This is a genomic window from Micromonospora vulcania (assembly GCF_042658605.1).
Lineage (GTDB): Bacteria > Actinomycetota > Actinomycetes > Mycobacteriales > Micromonosporaceae > Micromonospora > Micromonospora vulcania.
The window spans coordinates 1-22,728 of the sequence record NZ_JBHSQS010000018.1 but is presented as its reverse complement, the minus strand read 5'-3'; the positions used below and the strand labels follow the sequence as shown (position 1 = coordinate 22,728).

At 69.0% G+C, this 22,728-nt stretch carries 18 protein-coding genes and 1 tRNA gene; 7 read left to right on the top strand and 12 right to left on the bottom strand.

The window, feature by feature from the left end; genetic code table 11:
- Positions 1-40: 40 nt before the first annotated feature.
- The 9 genes from rho to argS all read right to left on the bottom strand — a co-directional run bounded on the left by rho (position 41) and on the right by argS (position 14,708).
- Complete coding sequence (gene rho, locus ACFQGL_RS24610; RefSeq protein WP_377514767.1) at positions 41-2,134, bottom strand: transcription termination factor Rho; 2,094 nt, start codon at positions 2,132-2,134, stop codon at positions 41-43.
- Positions 2,135-2,430: 296 nt separating this feature from the next.
- On the bottom strand, positions 2,431-3,375 hold the full coding sequence (gene thrB, locus ACFQGL_RS24605) for a homoserine kinase (RefSeq protein ID WP_377514766.1): 945 nt from the start codon (positions 3,373-3,375) through the stop codon (positions 2,431-2,433).
- Positions 3,376-3,457: 82 nt separating this feature from the next.
- Positions 3,458-4,702, bottom strand: coding sequence for an MFS transporter (locus ACFQGL_RS24600; protein ID WP_377514765.1), 1,245 nt, complete (start codon positions 4,700-4,702; stop codon positions 3,458-3,460).
- 11 nt (positions 4,703-4,713) lie between these two features.
- Positions 4,714-5,556, bottom strand: a complete 843-nt coding sequence (locus ACFQGL_RS24595) for a polysaccharide deacetylase family protein (RefSeq protein WP_377514764.1) — start codon at positions 5,554-5,556, stop codon at positions 4,714-4,716.
- A 142-nt stretch (positions 5,557-5,698) separates the two neighbouring features.
- On the bottom strand, positions 5,699-8,989 hold the full coding sequence (locus ACFQGL_RS24590; protein ID WP_377514763.1) for an efflux RND transporter permease subunit: 3,291 nt from the start codon (positions 8,987-8,989) through the stop codon (positions 5,699-5,701).
- Positions 8,990-9,130: 141 nt separating this feature from the next.
- Positions 9,131-10,180: a threonine synthase gene (thrC, locus tag ACFQGL_RS24585; RefSeq protein WP_377514762.1), complete on the bottom strand. Its 1,050-nt coding sequence runs from the start codon at positions 10,178-10,180 to the stop codon at positions 9,131-9,133.
- Between the two features lie 148 nt (positions 10,181-10,328).
- Positions 10,329-11,645 carry a homoserine dehydrogenase gene (locus tag ACFQGL_RS24580; protein ID WP_377514841.1) on the bottom strand — a complete coding sequence of 439 codons (1,317 nt, stop codon included), beginning with the start codon at positions 11,643-11,645 and terminating at the stop codon, positions 10,329-10,331.
- 8 nt (positions 11,646-11,653) lie between these two features.
- Positions 11,654-13,039 (bottom strand): diaminopimelate decarboxylase, encoded by a 1,386-nt coding sequence (lysA, locus tag ACFQGL_RS24575; protein WP_377514761.1) that lies wholly within the window; start codon positions 13,037-13,039, stop codon positions 11,654-11,656.
- Position 13,040: 1 nt separating this feature from the next.
- Positions 13,041-14,708, bottom strand: a complete 1,668-nt coding sequence (gene argS, locus ACFQGL_RS24570; protein WP_377514760.1) for an arginine--tRNA ligase — start codon at positions 14,706-14,708, stop codon at positions 13,041-13,043.
- A gap of 97 nt (positions 14,709-14,805) precedes the next feature.
- On the opposite strand from argS, the gene ACFQGL_RS24565 reads away from it, so the two are divergent.
- From ACFQGL_RS24565 to ACFQGL_RS24535, 7 genes are all read left to right on the top strand, one after another.
- Complete coding sequence (locus ACFQGL_RS24565) at positions 14,806-15,606, top strand: DUF3105 domain-containing protein (protein WP_377514759.1); 801 nt, start codon at positions 14,806-14,808, stop codon at positions 15,604-15,606.
- The gene (locus tag ACFQGL_RS24560; protein WP_377514840.1) at positions 15,603-16,274 is read left to right on the top strand and encodes a DUF305 domain-containing protein; all 672 of its coding nucleotides are present in this window, start codon (positions 15,603-15,605) and stop codon (positions 16,272-16,274) included. The genes ACFQGL_RS24565 and ACFQGL_RS24560 overlap by 4 nt, the downstream gene beginning before the upstream one ends.
- Positions 16,275-16,435: 161 nt before the next feature.
- Positions 16,436-17,128, top strand: coding sequence for a winged helix-turn-helix domain-containing protein (locus ACFQGL_RS24555; RefSeq protein ID WP_377514758.1), 693 nt, complete (start codon positions 16,436-16,438; stop codon positions 17,126-17,128).
- Between the two features lie 92 nt (positions 17,129-17,220).
- Positions 17,221-17,292, top strand: a tRNA-Arg gene (locus tag ACFQGL_RS24550).
- Between the two features lie 850 nt (positions 17,293-18,142).
- Entirely contained in the window at positions 18,143-18,808 is a 666-nt protein-coding gene (locus tag ACFQGL_RS24545; RefSeq protein ID WP_377514757.1) for a class I SAM-dependent methyltransferase, read from the top strand.
- Positions 18,798-19,718, top strand: a complete 921-nt coding sequence (locus ACFQGL_RS24540) for an NAD-dependent epimerase/dehydratase family protein (protein ID WP_377514756.1) — start codon at positions 18,798-18,800, stop codon at positions 19,716-19,718. Before ACFQGL_RS24545 ends, ACFQGL_RS24540 begins: the two co-directional genes overlap by 11 nt.
- Before the next feature lie 31 nt (positions 19,719-19,749).
- Positions 19,750-20,307, top strand: a complete 558-nt coding sequence (locus tag ACFQGL_RS24535; protein WP_377514755.1) for a nucleoside-diphosphate kinase — start codon at positions 19,750-19,752, stop codon at positions 20,305-20,307.
- On the opposite strand, the gene ACFQGL_RS24530 is transcribed toward ACFQGL_RS24535, so the two are convergent.
- The 3 genes from ACFQGL_RS24530 to ACFQGL_RS24520 form a co-directional block, all read right to left on the bottom strand.
- The gene (locus ACFQGL_RS24530) at positions 20,296-20,943 is read right to left on the bottom strand and encodes a hypothetical protein (RefSeq protein WP_377514754.1); all 648 of its coding nucleotides are present in this window, start codon (positions 20,941-20,943) and stop codon (positions 20,296-20,298) included. The genes ACFQGL_RS24535 and ACFQGL_RS24530 overlap by 12 nt on opposite strands.
- A gap of 34 nt (positions 20,944-20,977) precedes the next feature.
- The gene (locus tag ACFQGL_RS24525; RefSeq protein ID WP_377514753.1) at positions 20,978-22,285 is read right to left on the bottom strand and encodes a hypothetical protein; all 1,308 of its coding nucleotides are present in this window, start codon (positions 22,283-22,285) and stop codon (positions 20,978-20,980) included.
- Positions 22,286-22,287: 2 nt separating this feature from the next.
- A partial coding sequence (locus tag ACFQGL_RS24520) for a hypothetical protein (protein ID WP_377514752.1) occupies positions 22,288-22,728 on the bottom strand: 441 nt, incomplete at its 5' end.

The window sequence follows — 22,728 nt, the reverse complement described above, 5'->3', positions numbered from 1 at the left end:
TGACGGCCATGCCCCCTTGTGGTCGGTCACCCGGGGATGGTTACTCCCCCGGCGTCGACTTCGCGATCTGCATCAGGAACTCGATGTTGGTGCGGGACTGCTTGAGCCGGTCCAGCAGGAGGTCCATCGCGGCCTGCGAGTCCAGCGAGTGCAGCACCTTGCGCAGCTTGTGGATGATGGCCAGCTCCTCGGCAGCGAGCAGGACCTCTTCCTTACGCGTACCGGACGGGTTGATGTCGATGGCCGGGAAGGTGCGCTTGTCGGCGATCTTCCGGTCCAGCTTCAGCTCCGCGTTACCGGTGCCCTTGAACTCCTCGAAGATGACCGTGTCCGCCATGGAACCGGTCTCCACCAGCGCCGTGGCGATGATGGTCAGCGAGCCGCCGTTCTCGATGTTGCGGGCCGCACCGAGGAAGCGCTTCGGCGGGTAGAGCGCGGTGGAGTCGATACCACCCGACATGATCCGGCCGCTGGCCGGCGCTGCCAGGTTGTACGACCGGCCGAGCCGGGTCACCGAGTCGAGCAGCACGACGACGTCGTGCCCCAGCTCGACCAGGCGCTTCGCCCGCTCGATCGCGAGCTCGGCCACCGTCGTGTGGTCCTGCGGCGGACGGTCGAACGTGGCCGCGATGACCTCGCCCTTGATCGACCGCTGCATGTCGGTGACCTCTTCAGGCCGCTCGTCCACCAGCACCACCATCAGGTGGCACTCCGGGTTGTTCCGGGTGATCGCGTTCGCGATCGCCTGGAGCACCATCGTCTTACCCGCCTTGGGCGGCGACTGGATGAGCGCCCGCTGGCCCTTGCCGATCGGCATGACCAGGTCGATCACCCGGGTGGTGAGGATGTGCGGCTCAGTCTCCAGACGCAGACGCTCCTGCGGGTAGAGCGGGGTGAGCTTGTAGAACTCGGGCCGGCGACGTGCCTCCTCCGGCTCCATCCCGTTGATCGTGTCCAGCCGCATCAGCGGGTTGTACTTGTCCCGCCGCTGATCGCCGCTGCCGCCGCTCTCGCGGGTCGCCCGCACCGCACCGGTGATCGCGTCACCGCGGCGCAGGCCGTACTTCTTGATCTGGGACATCGAGACGTACACGTCGTTCGGGCCGGCCAGGTAGCCGGTCGTCCGCACGAAGGCGTAGTTGTCGAGCACGTCGATGATGCCGGCCACCGGGACGAGTACGTCGTCCTCGCTGACCTGCGGCTCACGGCCGCCGGTGTCGCCAGCGGTCTCGGGACGGTCGCCGCGGCCCCGACGACGGTCACGGAACCGGCTGCGCCGACCGCGCCGGCCGCCGCCCTCGCCGTCGTCGTCACCGTCGTTGTCGCGCTCGGCGCGCTGACCACGGTCGTTACGGTCGCCCCGGTCGTTGCGATCATTGCGCTCGCCCCGGTCGGCCCGCTCGCCCCGGTCGTTACGCTCGGCGCGCTCGCCCCGGTCGGCCCGCTCCGCGCGGTCGTTGCCACGCTCGGCACGCTCGCCCCGGTCGGCCCGCTCCGCGCGGTCGTTGCCACGCTCGGCACGCTCGCCCCGGTCGGCACGGTCACCCCGGTCGTTGCGCTCGCCCCGCTCGGCACGCTCGCCCCGCTCGGAACGCTCACCACGCTCGGCCCGCTCCGGACGCTCGGCGCGCTCCGGACGCTCGGTCCGGTCCCGGCGGCTCTCGCCCCGGTCGGTCCGCTCGCCGGCCTCGGCCTCGTCGGTACGCGCCTCACTGGTACGCGCCTCGGCGGTGGCCCGGCTCCGCCGGGTACGACCCCGGCCCTCGGTCTCGGCGGCCGGCTCAGCCGGCGCCTGGTCGGCGCTGCGCCCCTCGGCGGCAGGCCGCTCCGCGGTCTCCCGCACCTCGGCGTGCACCCCCTCGCGGGTCGGAGCGGCCGCGGCCGCGACCTCGGCCCGCGGTCGAGGGGTCCCGGCGGCGTTGCCGCCCTGCCGCTCGGAGATCGCGGCGATCAGCTCGCCCTTGCGCATGCGAGCCGTGCCGGAGATGCCGAGCGACGCGGCCAGGCTCTGCAGCTCTGGCAGCAGCATCGCCGACAGACCGGTGCCGCTACGCCGACGACGGGCGGGAGCGGCGGTGGTGGCATCGCCAGCGACGTTGGAAACATCCGACGTCACGTCGGTGGTGTCGCTCAATGGATTCCTTCCCTCGATAAAGGCCGGGACTGCCCGGAGTCGGAGCTCAGGTGGCCGGGCGGCCTCGGTGCACCCGCCTCGCAAGGACGCGTCGCGGGAGTCTGTGACACAGCAGCCGGTCGGTATCCCGACTCACCAGAAGTCGGTGAGCAGGTCTCGCCGTCTGCGACGACCTGTGAAAACTGCGGTGCGGCGTGGGCCTTGGCAGGGGTGACGGGCTACCGCCGAGAGCTTCGGGGGTGCGCCGCCCCGCAGGAGATCGCGTGCTTCGCGGCTGTGCTAGGCCTAGAGCGTAATCAACTCTTCCGACCTGCGGCAACAGGGTCCCGCTCGGCGTGTCCAAGTCTACCCCGGGCGACCCGCGCGCCGCTGACGTCTATCGGTAACTGCCAGATCTGCCAATCTGTTCCCACCGGGAAGCTCTCCGGCAGGGCGCTGAGCGCCAGCACGGTCGGCCCGGCCCCACTCACCACAGCCGCCACACCCGCCTCTCGCAACGCGTTGACCAGGGACGATGTGCCTGGCATGCCGGGTGCGCGGTAATCCTGGTGAAGCCGGTCGACGGTGGCCGGCAGCAGCAGCGTCGGCTCTGCGGTGAGCGCGTGCACCAGCAACGCGGCCCGTCCGGCGGTCAACGCTGCGTCGCCGTGCGGCACGGTGGCCGGCAACGCGGCCCGTGCGGTGGCCGTCAATCCGCGCTCGGCCGGCACCAGGACGGTGGGCCGCACCCCGTCGGCGACCGGGAGGGTCACCGCCCGGGCGCCGCTCGGCTCGGACCAGGCCAGCGTGAAGCCGCCGAGCAGGCAGGGCGCGACGTTGTCCGGGTGGCCCTCGATCTCGGCGGCCAGCCGGAGCACCGCCTCGTCGTCCAGCAGGCTGCCCCCATCGGTGACCAGAGCCCTGGCCAGCAGCACGCCGGCGACGATGGCGGCGGACGAGGAACCCAGGCCGCGCGCCTGCGGGATCCGGTTGACGCACTCCACACTCAGCCCGGGTGGCTGGGCACCGAGGGCGTCGAAGGTGGCTCGCATCGCCCGCACCACCAGGTGCCGGTCGTCGTCGGGCAGCTCGCTGGCGCCCTGGCCGGTCACCGTGACCCGGGCCCCGCCCGGTGCGACCTCGGCGGCCACGTCGTCGTAGAGCCCGAGGGCGAGACCCAGCGCGTCGAAGCCCGGGCCCAGGTTGGCGCTGGTCGCGGGGACCCGGACCCGGACCGGCCCAGCGGTGAAGTTCGTCGGCACGGGCTCATGCTAGGGCTCGGCACCGACGATCCGTCCCCACGCCCGCGGCAATGGGACCGTCGGGGCTCAACCAGCCGGCTTCTCAGGCCTGCTCGGCCGGTACCGGTTCGCCGACCGGGTCGGTGAGCGAGAGGCGGCGGGTGGCGATCCGCCAGCCGACCGCGTAGACGACGGTGACGAGCCCGCAACCCGCCAACACCACCCGCTCGTCCACCGAGTCCACCACCAGGGCCACCACCAGCTGACTCACCGAAATGGCCAGCGTCGCGAGCATCATGTCGGTGGCGAAGACGCGTCCGCGCAACCGGTCCGGCACCTCGCCCTGGAGGGCGAAGTTCGACATCACCCAGTTGCTGCCGCCGGCGAAGTGCGCCACGAAGACGAGCAGCAGCACCAACGGGAACCAGCGGACCACCGAGGTGCCCAGGTAGGACAGGCCGTAGAGCGACATGGACAGCGCCAGCCCGGGCAACAGCCAGGAGCGGTTGGTCAGCACCCGACGCATCAGGATCGGCCCCACCAGCGCGCCCGCCCCACGTACCGCGAAGAGCAGGCCAGCGCCCAGCGAGCCGACCCCGTACACACCGGCAAGCAGCGGAAACACGGTCAGCACCCCGTTGCCGAGGCCGACCGCCGACTTGACCGTGACCAGGGCCAGCACCCGGGGCCGGTGCCCGATGTAGCCGAGCGCCTCGCGGACCGCGGCCCACGTCCGCTGGGTGGGTTGGCTCGCGTCCCGGGGTGCCTGCAGCGGCCGGCGGATCAGCGTGGCGAGGCCCGCGGCGAGCGCCAGGCCGGCCGCCGCCACCCAGAAGCAGGCGTACGGGCCGACCGCCGAGCTGAGCACGCCGCCGAGCGAGGCCCCGACGACGGTCATGGTGCCCCAGGCCGAGCCGGCCACCGCGTTGCCGGCCGCCAACTCGGACGGCTCCAGCACGTTGGGCAGGGCGGCCTGGGCAGCCGGCGAGTAGAACGCCTTGGCGACCGCGACCACGCCGATCGCCACCAGCGCCAGCCAGGCCGTTCCGGCGTCCCGTACGCCGAGCAGCAGCAACACGCCCAGCAACGCCGCCACGTTCGCGACGACCATGATCTTGCGACGGTCGAACCGGTCGGCCACCGTCCCGGTGTACGGCAGCAGCAGCGCCACGATGCCGGTGTCCACCGCCAAGACCAGCGCGCCCCAGACCCCGCTCCCGGTCAGCTTGGGCAGCAGCACCAGCAGCGGCACCATGACGAACCAGTCGGCGCCGAACACCACCAACTCGGCGAGGAAGAGGTTACGGAAACTCCGGTTGCCGGTAAGGACCGAGAAGGTGGACGTCACGCAGCGGGACCCTACCCGGTCGACGCGGCGGCGATACACGGCCCGAGCAGGGCCGAGACGGTGACGAAACTGAAGCCGCGCGCCCGCAATCCGTTGATCATCTCGGGTAGCCCGTCCAGTGCGACCAAGCGGCGCCGCGCACCCACGTCGTGCCCGAGCAGGATCGTCCCCGGCCGGACGTCGGCCACGATCCGCCGGGCGTGCCCGGCCGGGTCGTCGGGAAACTCCCGCTCCGCCATCTGGAGCGACCAGAGCACCAGCCGGTAGTTCAGTCGGGCCGCCGCGTGCAGCACGGCCCCGCCCAGGTGGCCGTACGGCGGGCGGAGCAGCCGGGGCACCCTGCCCGTTACCTCGGCGATCGCGTCGTGGCTGCGGCTCAGGTCGTCGTACGCCTCGTCGGCGTCCAACTGCGCCAGGTCCCGGTGTTTCCAGCTGTGGTTGCCCACCTCGTGCTCGCCGAGCCGACCGCGCACGACGTCGGCGTGCCGCCGGACCTGCGCGCCGACCAGGAAGAAGGTCGCCGGCACCCGGTGCTGGGCCAGGGTGTCCAACACCCGCGGGGTCCACTGTGGCGCCGGGCCGTCGTCGAAGGTGAGCGCCACCTGGCGCTGCCCGGCCGGTCCGGACCAGACGACCGCCAACTGGCCGGAGCCGACGTCCTGGAGCCGGTTGCCGACCGTGGCGCCGGCCGGGCCACCGGCCAGCGGCAGCCGGCGATGGGTCAGCCACCACGCCTCGGACGCTCCCACACCGGCCGCGGCACCGCCGGCCACCAGTGCGGCCCGGCGCAGCACGTCGCGCCGACCCCACCTGTGCGCGCCCTCGGTCATCCGTCCGCCCCGCTTCACCGACATCCCCGCATGCCCACCATGAGTATGCAAGACGTGACGCAAAGTGCAGGATTGGTCAACCGATCGGAGTGTCCGAGTCAGCGGAAACGGAACGCCCCCGGCGGGTCGGGAACCCGCCGGGGGCGTTTCAGGGCAGCCTGCCCGGTTACTCGCTCGGGTCGGCCGGCGGCAGCGGCGAGGTGCGGCTGCGGGGCAGCCGGAGCACCTCGAACTGGTCCGTACCGTCCACCAGCGCGCCCGACGGGGCGGGCCGCCCCGCCGCCGGCTGCGTACCCTCGGTCGGCTTCGCCGAGGGCGCACCGGACGGCACCGCGACCTGGTTCGGACCGGCCAGCTCGTCGGTCTCCGGTGCCCTCGGGTCGGTCACCGCCGGGCCGCCGGAGCGCCGCCGACGACGCCGCTCCCGCAGCGACCCCTTGGTGTGCTCCACCATCGTGTAGAGCGTCGGCACCAGGATCAGCGTGAGCAGCGTCGAGCTGAGCAGACCGCCGATCACCACGACCGCCAGCGGCTGGGAGATGAACCCACCCTCGCCGGTCAGCCCGAGTGCCATCGGCAGCAGCGCGAAGATGGTCGCGACCGCCGTCATCAGGATCGGGCGCAGCCGGCGTCGACCGCCCTCGACCACCGCCTCCCGGACCTCCATGCCCTGGGCCCGGTACTGGTTGATCAGGTCGAGCAGCACGATCGCGTTGGTCACCACGATGCCGACCAGCATCAGCACGCCGATCAGCGCCGGCACGCCCAGCGGCGTCCCGGTGGCCAGCAGCAGACCGATCGCGCCGGTCGCCGCGAACGGGATGGAGATCAGCAGGATCAGCGCCTGGGAGAGGCTGCGGAACGTGGCCACCATGATCAGGAACACGATCGCGATCGCGGCCAGCACCGCCAGACCCAGGTCACCGAAGGCGTCCGCCTGGTCCGCGCTGACCCCACCGATGGTGAAGGTCGCACCCGGCACGTCGAGGCCGTCCAGCCGCTTCTGCAGCTCCGCGCTGGTCGCGCCCAGGTTCGAGCCGGTCGCCGTGCCGGTCACCGAGACGCTGCGCTCACCGTCGATCCGGGTGACCTGCTGCGGCCCCTCGCCCTGCGTGACGTCCGCGATGTCGTCCAACTTGACCGGACCCACCGGCAGCGCCCGCAGCTCCTGTACCGACATCGGCGGCTGCGTACCCAACCGCAGCACCACGTCCTGCTGCTGACCGTCGAGCGCGACCTGACCCAGCGGCGCACCGCGGAACGCCTGCGACACGATCTGACCCACCGCGGCCTCGGTGAGCCCGGCCCGGCCGGCGGCGACCCGGTCGACGGTCACGTCGACCCGCGGCACCCGCGCGGCCAGGCTGGTGGATACGTCCTCGACGTCCGGGACCCCGGCCATCGCCGACCGGGCCGCCTCGGCGGCCCTGGTCAGCACCTCGGGGTCGCTGGCCTGGACCACCACCTCCAGCTGACTGGTCGAGGCGTCCTGCCCGCCGCCGAAGCTGATCTCGCCAACGCCGGTGCCGAGCTTGTCGAACTCCTTGCGCAGCACCTCGCGCATCTGCTTGGCGTCGGTGTCCCCGCCGAGCGCCAGCGACCAGCTCGCGACGTTGTTGCCGCCGCCGCCCGCCCACGGGGTGTCCCCGCCACCGGCGGTCACCTGGTACGTCTCGACCCCGTCGACACGCCCGAGCACGGTCTCGACCTGCTTGGCCGCCGCGTCGGTGGCCGCCAGCGCGCTACCCGCCGGCAGCTCCTGACGGAAGCTGAGCGTGTCCTGGCCGGAGTCGTCCAGGAAGTTGGTCTCCAGCTTCTGGGACAGGCCGAAGGTGCCGAAGAGCACCAGCAGACCGAGCCCCACGGTCACCCAACGGGTCGACCGCTTGCGGGTGGCGAACCCGATCACCGGCAGGTACGCCCGCTGCAACGGGCTACGCAGCTCCTTCTCCTCCGCGTCGCGCCGCACCGCCTCGTCGTCGGCGGTGCCGCCGCGCGGCTTGAGGAACCAGTACGCCAGCACCGGGATCACCGTCAGCGACACCAGCAGCGAAGCGAGCAGGGCCACCGTCACGGTGATCGCGAACGGGGCGAACAACTGCCCGACGAACCCGCCGACCAGAGCGATCGGCGCGAACACCGCGACCGTGGTGAGGGTGGACGCGGTCACCGCGCCGGCCACCTCACGGACGCCGGTGATGATCGCGTGCCGCTTCTCCTCGCCGTACTCCAGGTGCCGTTTGATGTTCTCCAACACCACGATCGAGTCGTCCACCACCCGGCCGACCGCGATGGTCAGCGCACCGAGGGTGAGCAGGTTGAGCGAGTAGTCGCCGATCCACAGGGCGATCAACGCCACCAGGACGGAGAGCGGGATGGAGACCGCGGTGACCACGGTCGAGCGGATCGACAGCAGGAAGACCAGGATGACGATGACGGCCATCAGCAGGCCCAGGAGGCCCTCGGTGGTCAACGACTCGATCGACTTCTCGACGAAGGGCGCCTGGTCGAAGACCACGGTCAGCTCGGCGCCGGAGGCGTTCTTCAGGTCGGCCAACCGGTCCCGGATCTCGTGCGAGATCTCCACGGCGTTGCCGTCCGGCGCCGCGGTGACCGCGATGCCGAGGCTCTCCTTGCCGTTGGTCCGGGTGATCGCGGTCGCCGGGGCGGCCTGCTGCGCGACGGTCGCCACGTCACCGAGACGGACCGGGGCCGCACCCGGGGCCACCACGATGCCGCGCAGGTCGTCCAGGGTGGCGACCGGCGTGCCGACCTGCACCGGCAGGGCCAGGGTGCCGTCGGCCACCGCGCCGGCCGGGATGGCCACGCCGTTGGTCTTCAGCGCGACGCCGATCGCCGTGGGCGCGAGCTTCGCCGCGGCCAGCTTGGCCTGGTCCGGGGTGATCACCACGAGGTCGTCGCGGGTCCCGGTCACCTCGACCGTGCGGACCCCCTCGATGCCCTCCAGCTCCGGCACCACCGTCGCGCGCAGCTTCTCGGCGAGCACCCGCTCGTCCGCGGCGCCGGCCGCAGCCAGCACCACCGCGGGCAGGTCGTCGGTGCTACCGGCGATGACCTGCGGGTCGACGCTCTCCGGAAGCTGGGCGTCGATCCGGCTCAGTGCGGTCTGCATCTTGTTGACCATGTCGTCCAGGTCGGTGCCGAACTCGTACTGCACCTGGACGGTGGTCGAACCTTCACGGGAGGTGGACGTGACCTTGTCCAACCCGGGGATGCCCTGCAGGGCGTTCTCGATCGGCTCGGTCACCTGCGACTCGACGATCTCGGGTCCGGCGCCGGGGTAGGCGGCCACGATGAACGCGGCCGGGAACTCAAGCGACGGCAGCAGTTGCTGCTTCAGCGACGGCACGGCGAACGCCCCGAACGCCGTGGTCACCACCGCGATGAGGGCGACCAGCCCTCGGTTGGCGAGGCTGAATCTGGCAAGCAGCGACATCGGCCTGGCTCACTCCTGAAAGAGAATGCGGGCGGGGATACCCGAAAGTGTGCCGGACTCGATCACGCCGACCCCCGCCGGCCCCACGCCGTCCCGCCCTCGGCCGCCTTCCCGCCGCCGGGGCGCGGTGGCCGTGCCGGCTCAGGCCAGATCGAGAGCGCGGGCCGCGGCCAGCGGGTCGTTCTGGATGGTGAGCGGGGAGGGCGCGGTGGAGATCGCCCACTCCGGGTCCTTGAGACCGTGGCCGGTCACCGTGCAGACCACCGTCGAGCCGGGCGGAACCGTGCCGGCCGCGGCCTGCTGGAGCAGGCCGGCCACGCTGGCCGCGCTGCCCAACTCGACGAAGACACCCACCTCGCGGGCGAGCAGACGGTACGCGGACAGGATCTCCCGATCGGTCACCGCGGCGATCAACCCACCGGAGGCGTCCCGGGCGTCCAGTGCCCTGGTCCAGCTCGCCGGGTTGCCGATCCGGATCGCGGTGGCGATGGTCGACGGCTCCGGCACCACCTGACCGGTCACGATCGGGGCCGCACCGGCGGCCTGGAAGCCGTACATCTTCGGCGCCCGGGTGGTGGTGCCGGCGGCCTGCTCCTCGGAGTAGCCCAACCAGTAGGCGGAGATGTTGCCCGCATTGCCGACCGGCAGGCAGTGGATGTCGGGCGCGTCACCGAGCGCCTCGACGATCTCGAAGGCGGCGGTCTTCTGCCCGTGCAGCCGGTCGATGTTGACCGAGTTGACCAGCGCGACCGGGTGGTCCTGGGCCAGCTTGGCGGCGAGTGCCAGACAGTCGTCGAAGTTGCCGCTCACCTGGAGCAGCTTCGCGCCGTGCACCAGCGCCTGGGCCAGCTTGCCCAGCGCGATCTTGCCCTGCGGCACCAGCACCGCGCAGGTCAGCCCGGCCCGGGCCGCGTACGCCGCCGCGGAGGCGCTGGTGTTGCCGGTGGAGGCGCAGATGATGGCCTTGTTGCCGGCCTCGACCGCCTTGGACACCGCGAGGGTCATCCCACGGTCCTTGAACGAGCCGGTCGGGTTGGCGCCCTCGACCTTCAGATAGACATCGCACCCGAGTCGGGCGGAGAGCACCGGCGCGGGCAGCAGCGGGGTGTTCCCCTCGTGCAGCGTCACGACCGGCGTGGCCTCGGTGACCGGCAGCCGATCCCGGTACGCCTCGATCAGACCCCGCCACATGTCGTTCTCCTCGCCTCTACCGCTGCGCCGACCTGGGAACCCAGCAACCCTGGACCAGCCTGCCGGAGCGACCGGTGGCACACCCGGGGTTACCCACCTGGCGGGACGCCGGGGCCTCGTTCGGCCCGCCCCCACCGGGACAAACGACTCAGACCCCGCCCTCGACCCGCAGCACGCTGGTCACCGACCGGACGATCTCCAGGCCGCGCAGCTCGTCCACGGTCGCGGCGAGCGCGGCGTCCGGGGCCACGTGGGTGACGATGACCAGCTCGGCGTCGTCGTCCCGGGCAGCGGCAGCCGACCCGCCCGCCGAGCCCTGCCGCACGGTCGCGATCGACACGTCGTGCCGGGCGAACACGCCGGCGACCGCGGCCAGCACACCCGGCCGGTCGGCGACGTCCAGGCTGACGTGGTAGCGGGTCAGCGCCTCACCCATCGGCCGCACCGACAGGTCGGCGTACGCGCTCTCGCTGGCCGCGCGCACCCCGGCGAGCCGGTTGCGGGCGACCGCCACCACGTCACCGAGAACCGCGCTCGCCGTCGGCGCGCCACCGGCGCCCCGGCCGTAGAACATCAGCTGCCCGGCCGCGTCCGCCTCCACGAAGACCGCGTTGAACGCGTCGCCGACGCTGGCCAGCGGGTGGCTGCGGGGAATCATCGCCGGGTGCACCCGGACGCTGACCGTCTCCCGGCCGGCGGGGTCGACGCCCCGGGCCGCGATGCAGAGCAGCTTGATGGTGCAGCCCATCGCCTGGGCGCTGGCCACGTCGGCGGCGGTGACCTCGGTGATGCCCTCCCGATGCACGTCGGCGGCGCCGACCCGGGTGTGGAACGCCAGCGAGGCGAGGATCGCGGCCTTGGCCGCCGCGTCGAAGCCCTCCACGTCGGCGGTCGGGTCGGCCTCGGCGTACCCCAGCTCGGTGGCCTCTTCGAGGGCCTCGGCGAAGCCGGCGCCGGTGGCGTCCATCGCGGAGAGGATGAAGTTGGTGGTGCCGTTGACGATGCCGGTGACCCGGTTGATCCGGTCGCCGTGCAGCGACTCGCGCAGCGGGCGCAGCAGCGGGATGGCCCCGGCCACGGACGCCTCGTAGTAGAGGTCGCCGCCACCCTCGGCCGCCGCGTCGTGCAGCGCCACGCCGTCCTCGGCGAGCAGCGCCTTGTTGGCGGTGACCACGCTCTTGCCGGCGCGCAGCGCCTCGACCAGCCAGCTTCGGGCCGGCTCGATGCCGCCGACCACCTCGATCACCACGTCCACGTCGTCGCGTTTGATCAGGCCGAGCGGGTCCGTGGTGAACAGGGCCGGGTCGATCGGCAGGTCACCGCGATCGCGGCCGAGCCGACGGACGGCGATGCCGGCGATCTCCAGCGGAGCGCCGATCCGGGCGGCCAGGTCCGCCGACTGCTCGTGCAGCAGCCGGACCACCTCCTGGCCGACCGTGCCGCAGCCGAGCAGCGCCAAGCGCACAGGTGACGTCATCCAACATCCAATGCGAGCAGGTCCTCTTCGGTCTCCCGCCGGACGATCAGACGCGCCTGGCCATCACGGACCGCGATCACCGGCGGCCGGGGCACGTGGTTGTAGTTGCTGGCCATGCTTCGGCAGTAGGCACCGGTGCCGGGCACCGCGACAAGATCTCCGGGCTGCACGTCGGCGGGCAGGAATTCATCCTTCACCACGATGTCCCCGGACTCACAGTGCTTTCCCACCACGCGGGCGAGCAACGGCTCCGCGGTCGATGCCCGGGACGCCAGCGTCGCCGAGTACGACGCGTCGTAGAGCGCGGTGCGGATGTTGTCGCTCATCCCACCGTCCACACTGACGTAGGTCCGGATGCCGTCGAGGTCCTTGACCGTGCCGACCTCGTAGAGGGTGAAGACGGCCGGCCCGACGATGGCCCGGCCCGGCTCGATGGAGAGCCGCGGCAACGCCAGCCGCTCGGCCGCGCACTCGGAGTCGACGATCTTGCGTAGTCGCTTGGCCAGGTCCTGCGGCGTGGACGGGTCGTCCTGGGTGGTGTACGCGATGCCGAAGCCGCCGCCGAGGTCCAGCTCGGGCAGCTCCACCCCGCGCGCGTCGCGGATCTGCGCCTGCAGGGCGAGCACCCGACGCGCCGAGACCTCGAAGCCGCTGGTGTCGAAGATCTGCGAGCCGATGTGCGAATGCAACCCGCGCAGCTCCAGCACGTCCTCGTCGAGGATCTTGAAGGCCGCCGCCGCGGCTGCCCCGCCGGCCAGCGAGAAGCCGAACTTCTGGTCCTCGTGCGCGGTGGCGATGAACTCGTGGGTGTGCGCCTCGACGCCCACGGTGACCCGGACCAGCACCCGGGGACGGACCCCCCGCTCGCGGGCCAGCGCGGTCAGCCGGTCGATCTCGGTGAACGAGTCGACGATGATCCGGCCCACCCCGGCCTCCAGTGCCCGGGTCAGCTCGGCCATCGACTTGTTGTTGCCGTGGAAGCCGATCCGCTCCGGCGGCATTCCGGCGGCCAGCGCCGTGGCCAGCTCACCACCGCTACACACGTCGAGGTGCAGGCCCTCCTCGGCGATCATCCGGACCACCGCCCGGCAGAGGAAAGCCTTGCCGGCGTAGTAGATGTCCTCGGTCGGGAAGGCGGCCCGGAAGTCGCGGCAGCGCGAGCGCAGGTCGTCCTCGTCGAGGACGTACACCGGGGTGCCGAACTCGGCCGCGAGGTCGCGGACGCTCAGGCCCGCGACGGTGAGCGCGCCGTCCGCGCCACGCGCCACCGTGCGCGGCCAGAGCGACGGCAGGAGGGCGTTGACGTCCTCCGGGGTACGCAACCAGGTCGGCCCCCGGCTGCCGATGTCGCCGTGCAGTGCACCGGCCTCGTGAGCGCGCATGTCACATCCTCTCGGGTGCGGTGACGCCGAGCAGGGCCAGGCCGTTGGCGATCACCGTGCGGGTGGCGTCGTTGAGCCACAGCCGGGCCCGGCGCAGGTCGGTGAACTCCTCGTCGCCGCGCGGCAGGACGCGGCAACTGTCGTAGAACCGGTGGTACGACTGGGCGACGTCCTTCTCCAGGTAGTGCGCCAGGCGGTGCGGGGCGCGCAGCTCGGCGGCGGAGGCGACCACGGCGGGGAACTGCGCGAGTGCCTTGAGCAGCTCGTTCTCCTTCTCGTGGTCGAGCAGCTCCGGGTGGAAGTCGTCGCCGTCGCCCCGGGCCAGCCCCAGCTCGGCGGCGTTGCGGGCCACGCTGGCGGTGCGGGCCGCCACGTACTGCACGTAGTAGACCGGGTTGTCGTTGCCGGCCCGGGTCCACAGCTCGACGTCGATGTCGATCGGCGAGTCGCTGGAGTAGCGGGCCAGCGCGTACCGGGAGGCGTCCACCCCGATCGCGTCGACCAGGTCCTCCAGGGTGACGACGGTGCCGGCGCGCTTGCTCATCCGCATCGGGGCGCCGTCGCGTACCAGGTTGACCAGCTGGCCGATGAGGATCTCCAGGTTGCGCTCCGGGTCGTCGCCGAAGCACGCGGCCATCGCCTTCATCCGGCCGATGTAGCCGTGGTGGTCGGCGCCCAGCATGATCACGACCCGCTCGAAGCCGCGCTCCCGCTTGTCCAGGTAGTAGGCGCAGTCCGCGGCGAAGTAGGTCCATTCGCCGTTGGACTTGCGCAGCACCCGGTCCTTGTCGTCGCCGAAGTCGGTGGTGCGCAGCCAGGTGGCGCCCTCGGACTCGTAGATCCGACCCTGCTCCCGCAGCCGGGCCAAGGCGAGGTCCAGCTCACCCCGGTCGTGCAGGTCCTTCTCGTTGAAGTAGGTGTCGAACTCCACCCCGAAGTCGCGCAGCGAGGAGCGGATCTCGTCGAACATCAACGCCACACCCTCGACCCGGAACACCTCCTGGGCGGCGTCGTCGTCCAGGGTGAGCACCTCCGGCCGCCGGGCCTGCACCTCGGTGGCGATCTCCCCGATGTACGCCCCGCCGTAGCCGTCCTCCGGCGCGGGCTGCCCCTTGGCGGCGGCGAGCAGCGAGCGGGCGAACCGGTCGATCTGCGAACCGGCGTCGTTGAAGTAGTACTCCGTGCCCACCTCGGCGCCGGTGGCCCGCAGCAGCCGGCTCAACGCGTCGCCGACGGCCGCCCAGCGGACCCCGCCGATGTGCACCGGGCCGGTCGGGTTGGCCGAGACGAACTCCAGGTTGATCTTCTCGCCGTTGAGCCGGTCGCTACGGCCGTACTCCGCTCCCGCCTCGACGATCACCCGGGCGAGCTGGCCGGCGGCGGCCGCGTCCAGCCGGATGTTCAAAAAGCCCGGCCCGGCGATTTCCACCGACTTGACCCCGGACGCCCGGCCCAGCTGATCGGCCAGGGCTTCGGCGAGCTCGCGCGGCGGGACGCCCACCTTCTTGCTCAACTGCAGGGCGAGCGTCGAGGCGTAGTCGCCGTGCTCCGGGTTGCGCGGTCGCTCCACCACCGTGCGCTCCGGCAGCGCGGCGCGGTCCAGGCCGCGCTCGGCGAAGACGGCGTGGGCAGCGGTGAGGACGACCGAGGCTAGTTCTGCAGGAGTCACCGAACCATGTTATCGGGGGTAGACTCGGGCACTCGGCGGCGACCCTCGCGACATCCGGCCCGCCACCTCCCCTGACCGACCGACCTGACGAGGCACGATGAGCATCAGCACCCCGGGTGGCCCTGAGCGCCGCCCGACCGTGGTCACCACCGGCAAGAAGCCGGCCGCGGGCAGGCCGGCGTCTGGCGCCAAGGCCGGCTCCGGCAAGCCGGCCGGCACTCCGCGGGCAGGTGGCAAGGGTCCCCGCAAGCCGATCACCCCGGTCAAGGTGAGCCAGGGCCGCGCCTGGGGTCCGATCGCGCTCTTCGTGGCCGTGGGCCTCCTCGCGGTCGGCATCGTCGGTTACGGCGCCTGGGCGTCGTTCCAGGGGGCCAAGGGCTGGGAGAAGCAGGCCAGCGACATCGACGGCATCGTCAACATCCGCAAGAGCGACCCGGAGAGCCTGAAGTACGAGTCGCACAAGTCCGGCCCGCTGACCTACAAGTACTCGCCGCCCGTCGGCGGCGTGCACAACGCCACCTGGCAGCGCTGCCTCGGCGACGTCTACGACGCCCCGATCGCCAGCGAGAACGCGGTGCACAGCCTGGAGCACGGCGCGGTCTGGATCACCTACCGCCCCGACCTGCCCAAGGCCGACGTGGACAAGCTGGCCAGCCTGGTCCGTGGCAAGGACTTCATGCTGATGAGCCCGTACGAGGGCCTCGACAAGGCCGTGTCGCTCCAGGCGTGGGGCTACCAGCTCAAGGTCGACAGCGCGAGTGACCCGCGGGTCAAGGAGTTCGCGACGACGCTGGCGCAGAACGCCTCGATGGAGGCGGGCGTGCCCTGCTCGTCGGGCAGCTACACCACGGGCACCGGCACCACCCCGCGCGACATGCCGGCCGAGTCGGGCAGCTGAGCGTGACGGCCGTCGTCGAGGACGCGGTGGATGAGCCCGAGGACTCGGCGCAGGAGCCCAGGCCGCGGCGCGGGCTCGGCGCGTACCGAGCTCCGCTGGTGGCCCTGGTCGCCCTGCTGGTCTTCGCACTCGGCTACGGGGCGGGCGTCTTCGCGCCGCCACCGCGTACGCCCGACGACGCCTCGGCCGAGGCGGGGTTCGCCCGGGACATGTCCCGACACCACGCCCAGGCCGTCGAGATGGCGATGATCGCGTACGCCAACTCGCCGACCCCGGAAATCCGGCAGCTGGCGTACGACATGGCGCTGACCCAGCAGAGCCAGATCGGTCAGATGCAGCGCTGGTTGCAGGAGTGGCACCTGCTGCCCACCGGCAGTCAGCCCTCGATGGCCTGGATGCCGGACGGCACCCAGGCAGGCACTGACGGCTTGATGCCCGGTATGGCGACGAGTGCGCAGATCGCCCAGCTCCGCGAGGCGAAGGGCACGGAGGTGGACCGCCTCTTCCTGGAGCTGATGATCAAGCATCACCTCGGTGGCCTGCACATGATCGACGGTGTCCTCGACCGTACCGACCGGGACGAAGTGGTCGAACTGGCCGGCACCATGAAGCGCAACCAGCAGTTGGAGGTCACCCAGCTACGGGCGTACCAACAGAACCCGGGCTAGCTCCTCGATCGGTTCCACCATCGCGCCCCACCGGCCAGCACCAGGCCGGTGGGGCGCGGTCGTGTGCCGCGACGGCACCACCTTCGGCGGGCGCTATGAGCCTTACGGTCGATTTTTCCGCTAAGGGTTACTTAAAAGGAAGTGTGCTCGTTGTCCGGGACGTGGGGGTTGCACTCAGAGACGCGCGGCGCTCGGTCACCAGCTGGTGCCGACGCCACACCATCGGCGGTGACGGGGCGGTGGCAGCCGTCCGTCGCGGACAGCGGCAGGGCGAGCCGGGAATGCTCAGCCGCGAACAGGAACTCGAACTGATCGACGTGCTGCGGGGTGTCCACCCCGACGAGTTCGGCCTGGACGAGGAGCTGTGGACGAGGCAGAGCCTCACCACGCTCATCCAGCGCCGGTTCGACCTCCCGCTCGATCCGGGCGCGGTCGGGGCGTACCTGCGGGCCTGGGGGTTGGGTCCGCGCGAGCCGCGCGAGCGGGCCTGCGGGCTCTGCGTCAGCGCGGTCGAGCGGTGGGTACGCAGCGAGTACCCGGCGATCACCCGGGCGGCCCAGGAGCACCTCGCGGAGGTCTACTGGATCGGCCGGGTCCGACTGCGCGGCACCATGCCGGCGGCCGACGTGATCTCGGCCGTCTCGTCCCGCGGCCGGGTGCGCTTCATGATCACCACACCGACGGTCGACCCGCCGCTCCCCCGCGAGTTCGTGCTGCGGCTCAGCGGCGAGGAGCAGCGCACCGTACACCTGATCATCGACGGCTCCTGGCCGCGCAACGAGTGGCCGCGCCGCCCTCCCCGGCGGATCGTCCTGCACCCGCTGCCCAGTTGCGGCCGGGCGATCGCGGCCTAGCACCAGCATCGGGCGGTCGGCGACACGATCGGGTCACCGGATACCGATTCGGCGTTCACGGAGGAGGTTTGCTAGTCTTCTCCAGTCGCTGAGCCCCCGTAGCTCAGGGGATAGAGCACCGCCCTCCGGAGGCGGGGGCGCAGGTTCGAATCCTGCCGGGGGCACACTTGCTAAGTGAGACCAGCTAATTCGAAGCCCTTGACCAGCACTTCTGCGGTCAAGGGCTTCGTCTCATATGTCCGGCTGCCAGTGGCCTCCCCTGGCCATGATCGACCCAGCCACGGCACATACCCGACATGTCTGCCAACGCCCCGCCGGTGCCCGAGGGCGTCCGAGAGCGCGCTTCCGCCTTTCTCCCCCCGTTGGAGCAGGGCGTCACAGCCGGGTCTGTAGGGGTACGTGCTGTCGTCTCAGCGGACGGACGCCCAGGACACCAGCGCGAGTAGCGCTGTGCGACCCGCCCTCCGCGAGCGAGGACCGACGCCTGACGGTGGACTGGTCGGGGCATGTCGAGGTCCGAGCGTTACCTGCAGTGCAGCACCAATCTCCCCCGCCACCGTTCTCTCGCGCGGCGAGGGACCCGCCGCTGCAACGGGTATGAGGAGTTCGCGTCAGAACCGCCCAATAGAGCAGGGTTGGTCCGCAGACGGTGACCACGGGTGGGCGCCGAAGGATTGGCATGTCCGGCCGCGGTGCGCGGGGACAGAGCATAAATAGAGGTCAATTGCCAAGGGGCGGCCTATACGCCAGCGCTTGACCGACGCCCAGCCCACCTAGGCGTCCTGGGGTGCGTCGACGTTGGATGTGCCACCAGCAGAGTCCTGTCATACTTGTACGCACCGACTCGGTCGAGCGCCGCCGATTGCACAGATCCGGTTACGTGGCGCGGACAGCGACGCCTGGGAGGTTCCGATCGACGATTCAAGCATCGACCGTCCAGCATGGACGGACCAGCAGGAACCGTATGCTGAACTGACGGTCGACACAGGGCGAGACTCGGAGTACATCCGACGAATGGGTCTGATCCCCAATGTTGTGAACTTGGTCGGTCCGGTGAGCACGAAATGTGTGCTCGATGCCGGATGTGGGACTGGCTGGCTCTTCGAGGAGCTAGATCCGGCCGAGGCATGGCAATGTGACCTGGCACCTCCGCCAACTCGGCGTCCGGGAGTGAAGAGTACCCGCGAAGACATCACAAACATGAGCTACCCGTCCGACAGGTTCGATGTCGTGGTCAGCAGTCTGGTTCTGATGTGGGTCAGCGACCTCGCTACCTCGCTCCGGGAGTTCCACAGGGTTACGAAGCCCGGCGGTCGACTTGTCGTCGCACTCGTCCACCCGTACTTCGCACACGCGGGTTATGTTGTCGACGATGGCTTCGTGATCAATCGGGACGTGTCGCGGGAGCAAGAGCTCAGTGACTACCTGATATCCGGCATCGTCGGCCCGTTGACCTATTACCACCGCAGGCCCGAGACGTATTACAACGAGGCACTCCGTGCAGGATGGCAACTAACCCAGTTCCTGGACTGGTTCGTCGACATGGAACACTACGAGCAATTCGCCGCTGATAGGCGAACAACGACACGTCGCACAGGATGGGTACCCACGTTCACTTTCTTTGTTGGTGAAAAATACCCGGACAAAGTGGGCGCATCCGGGAGCAGACATGCCGGGTAAGAAGGTTTTGGTTACCGGCGCCAACGGCTTCATCGGCCAATACGTGACTCGGGAGTTGCTGGCGATGGGCCGCACGGTCGTCGCGTTCGACCACATCCAGAAGACCCCTGCGATGCAGCCTGGAGTCGAGGTTTCCCTAGGTGACATACGGGATCCCGTCGCGGTCCACGAGGCGATGTCACAGGCAGACTCCTGGATTCACCTTGCCGGCGTACTCGGATCGCAGGAGACCATTGCGATCCCGAGGCCAGCAATCGAAACGAATATCGTGGGCGGCATCAACATCCTTGAGGCTGCCGCACATCACAGAATCCCGGGCGTGAACATATCTGTTGGAAACTGGTTCGAGCAGAACCCCTACAGCATCACAAAGAGCGCCGTCGAGCGCTTCTGCGACATGTACAGCAGGTTCCGTGGCGTGTCGGTGGCAGTAGTACGCGGCTTCAACTCCTACGGCCCTGGCCAAGCGCTGTCCAGCCCCTACGGCTCGGGCAAGGTTCGTAAGATCGTACCCGCATTCGTCGCGAGAGCCATCAACGGCCACCCAATCGAAATATACGGCGACGGCCAACAGGTCATGGACATGATCTACGTCGGAGACCTTGCTCGAATTCTGGCAAAGGCCTTGATCAAAGTTGAGGACGGACTGGCAGCGCATCCCGTTTACGAGGCCGGAACCGGACGCCGCACGACCGTACTCGACATCGCGGCCGAGGTGATCCGCTGCGTCGGTGCCGGCTCCATTTCCCATCTGCCGATGCGCCCGGGCGAGACACCGGGGGCGGTGGTCCTCGCCAATCCTGCCACGCTCGCGGAATTAGGGGTTAGCCCAGACGACCTGACCGAGCTACCAGTCGGCATTGAGCGAACTGTGGCATACTATCGACAGGTTCTTCGTGATCAGCAGTAGGCGAGTCCTTGTCAAATAAAAGGGGGTCGAGATGCGACAGTTCACTCTAGTCATCGTCAAGCCAGACGCCTACAGTCGCGGCCTGACAGGCGAAATCCTCAATAGATTCGAACGAGCCGGGCTACGCATCGAGGCCATTCGCGTGTCGTCAAGCCAACACGACATGATCGACAACCATTACCCGCGCGACGTGGAATGGCTGCGGGTCGTCGGCGGCAAAACACTCGCCGATCATGAGCAACTCGGAAAATCCACAATCGACAAGTTAGGCACCGACGACGCGGTCGAGATTGGTCGAATCGTGCGGTCACGGTTGGTGCAGTTTCTGAGCAGCGGCCCTCTGGTCCCGTTCATCCTTAGCGGAAACCGGGCGATAGAAATTGTCCGGAAAATCATCGGGAACACGCTTCCGGTAGTGGCGGCACCGGGAACCATTCGCGGGGATCTAAGCGTGGACTCGACCGACTTTGCCAACGATGAATCTCGGCCGGTGGCAAACCTCGTGCACGCGTCCGGCGATCCAGATGAGGCCGCACGCGAAATTGCGCTGTGGTTCCCAGAATTCACGCACCAAATTTCACCGGCGTAGGGAATCAGCTAGAACGCCAGCAATGGATCTCAGGCAGAGACCGCTCGCACACACCTCGAATGGGTTGAGCCGGTCACTAACCACAAGCGCATCTCTGGTAGTTATCGCGCGATGAGCGAGTTCTATCGGCACCCACATGAGCGTTGAGTATGACTCCGTTTCATCAGGCACTTGTTCGCTACCGTCTTCCATGACTACCTCGTATGTGAGCATCGAAGTTCGGTTTGCCCTCTGGGTGCCCAGAGGGTCTGCCACGTCGTCACACGATTTGATGATCAGCCTTGCTTGTGCATATAGCCGCCCCGCCGCAAGCGGCGCAGCGAGTCCAAGCTTCCGCGCAAAGAGGCTCTCCAGGGCATAGGCTGCCTCCGAAGCCAGATACCCGCCGCGGCCGACCTGGACCAGTTCCTGCGAACCGACAGGGTAAACCCCTGGTCTTTCGGTGTCGGTTGTCTCATCGAGTATCTTGAACAACCTGGACGGCAGGCCCATCGTGGGCGTGCTCAACACTCCCGGGAACCTCTGCACAAGAGGCGTCGCCTTTCGTACCCCGAGAAGAATTTCTTGCTTGTGAAGGTCCCGAAAGATTGCAGCGGAGATTACAGTATGGTGTTCGGGCGCAATGTCGTCGAGCATCAGAAATGCTCCTCCGTGAGGTGAGCCATCCGAATTATTGGATGGAGAAGACATGGTCCACAAGCCATTCCTGCTTTCGGGTGAGGAGCCGATTGAGCCGAGGCCTGAACGTCGCGCTATACAGATCAGTTATGGGCACCAGGACCAGTTCGGGATTCCAGGCTTGGACTTCTTTCAACTCATCCACGCCGACGGTCCGCAGTAGATCCAGGCGGAAGACGTAAAAGCCGAGGTGCGTCACCTCGTCCTCCCGATCAAGGATGCAGGTGCCTTTTAGCGCCAATCGGCCGGTCGGGACGTCCAGGCCGCACGTAACAAACAGTTCACGCTGTGCGGCTCTCCTAAAGCTCTCCTCGGGGATGAGGAATGGCTCAGGTTGGTCTGCCGCCATCCAAAGATCGTCCAGCGCTTTTTCGTGGTCTCCGTCGATCGACCCGCGGGAGTACTGAGACATATCTTCTATCAGGATACGCTCACTAACCAGCGACAGCTTGCGAAAGTCGTCCCTTGAGTTCTTGACGTTCCTTGGCTTCAGGAGAACACATGGGCCCGATGCCGTATTGGCGCAGATTGCAACGACGGCGATCGGCTCGACATCGTCGACTGCGAGGCGCCCATACGCCGCGACGCGGCGGATCGCCGGCGTGAAGGGTCCACCGATCCTGCGATTCTCCGCCGAGCTGCAACGAACCTGTCGTTGGGTCAGTGGCATCGCCTGGTTCAGCAGTAGTCGGATGTAAGTCTTCATCTCATTGACTTGAGTGGCCGACATCCGGGAGGCAACAACCGTGGATACCGCCGCGGCTGCTCCTACCCGGCCAGAGGTAAGAATGGGCAACTGACTCAGAATCGCGGCCCGCTCGACGCCATCTCTTACGGTATAAATGACGCAGTCGAGGAACATGTCATCGAACTGAAAGATCTCCAACCGCATCGAGCTATTCGGATCAGTAGTCCTAGGCTCAAGCCAGTTCCTCAAACCCGTGACGCCAGTCATCCAGCGTTGCACAAGGGTGCCCAGGACGCCAGGTTGGCGATAAAGTGTGATTCGATCTCGGGCTGGCGTGACGTAACGTACATGAGCCGGCAGTGAACTACCGCCCTCCGCAGCCTCCCGCAAGGCGTGCAACTCGACGAGGCGGTCCACACATTGTGGCGGCAGTACCCCGATTATATCGACGCGGTCGGCGTCGAGCACTTCGACCAGGATGGCCTCCACATCGGTGGAGCTAGTACTTTGGATTGGAAGCGTCGGCGACTCGGGCTGCGTCGGAGAAGGCTGGTAGCGGCCGAGCGCTCGCTGCGCTGCTCTAACTTCAGCGGGGATCATCTGCTTATCCATGGCTAGGCCTTCGCCTTGCCTTGACGCCAGACGCGACCGACGTGGGTCATCGCATTGAACCATGCGTCGTGCAGACGTTCTGCGGAGCCGTCCGATCCTGAGACGGCAACCAGTTCCAGCGCCGATTCCCTTGCATGGATATCTTGTACACGCATTGCCAGCAGGTATAACCGTCGCCGGGCGGCACTATCAGTGGAGCACAATAGGTCGGGGAGCGGCTGAGGCGACTCGAAGATCTCGAGAATCTGCCCCGCGATCTCCCGTTGCGAGGTCTGATTTCGCTCACGTCGGCCGATCCCCCCGGTGACGATCGGCGCGAGCAGGCCCAGAAATGCGCCGAGTATCGTTCCGAGAAGGGTGAGAGCCCAGGGCCTCGGCAAAGTCGTGACGGTGTCTGACTTGTGGGGCTTGGAGTAGAAGCGCCGCTGTTGGTGGCAGCAAGA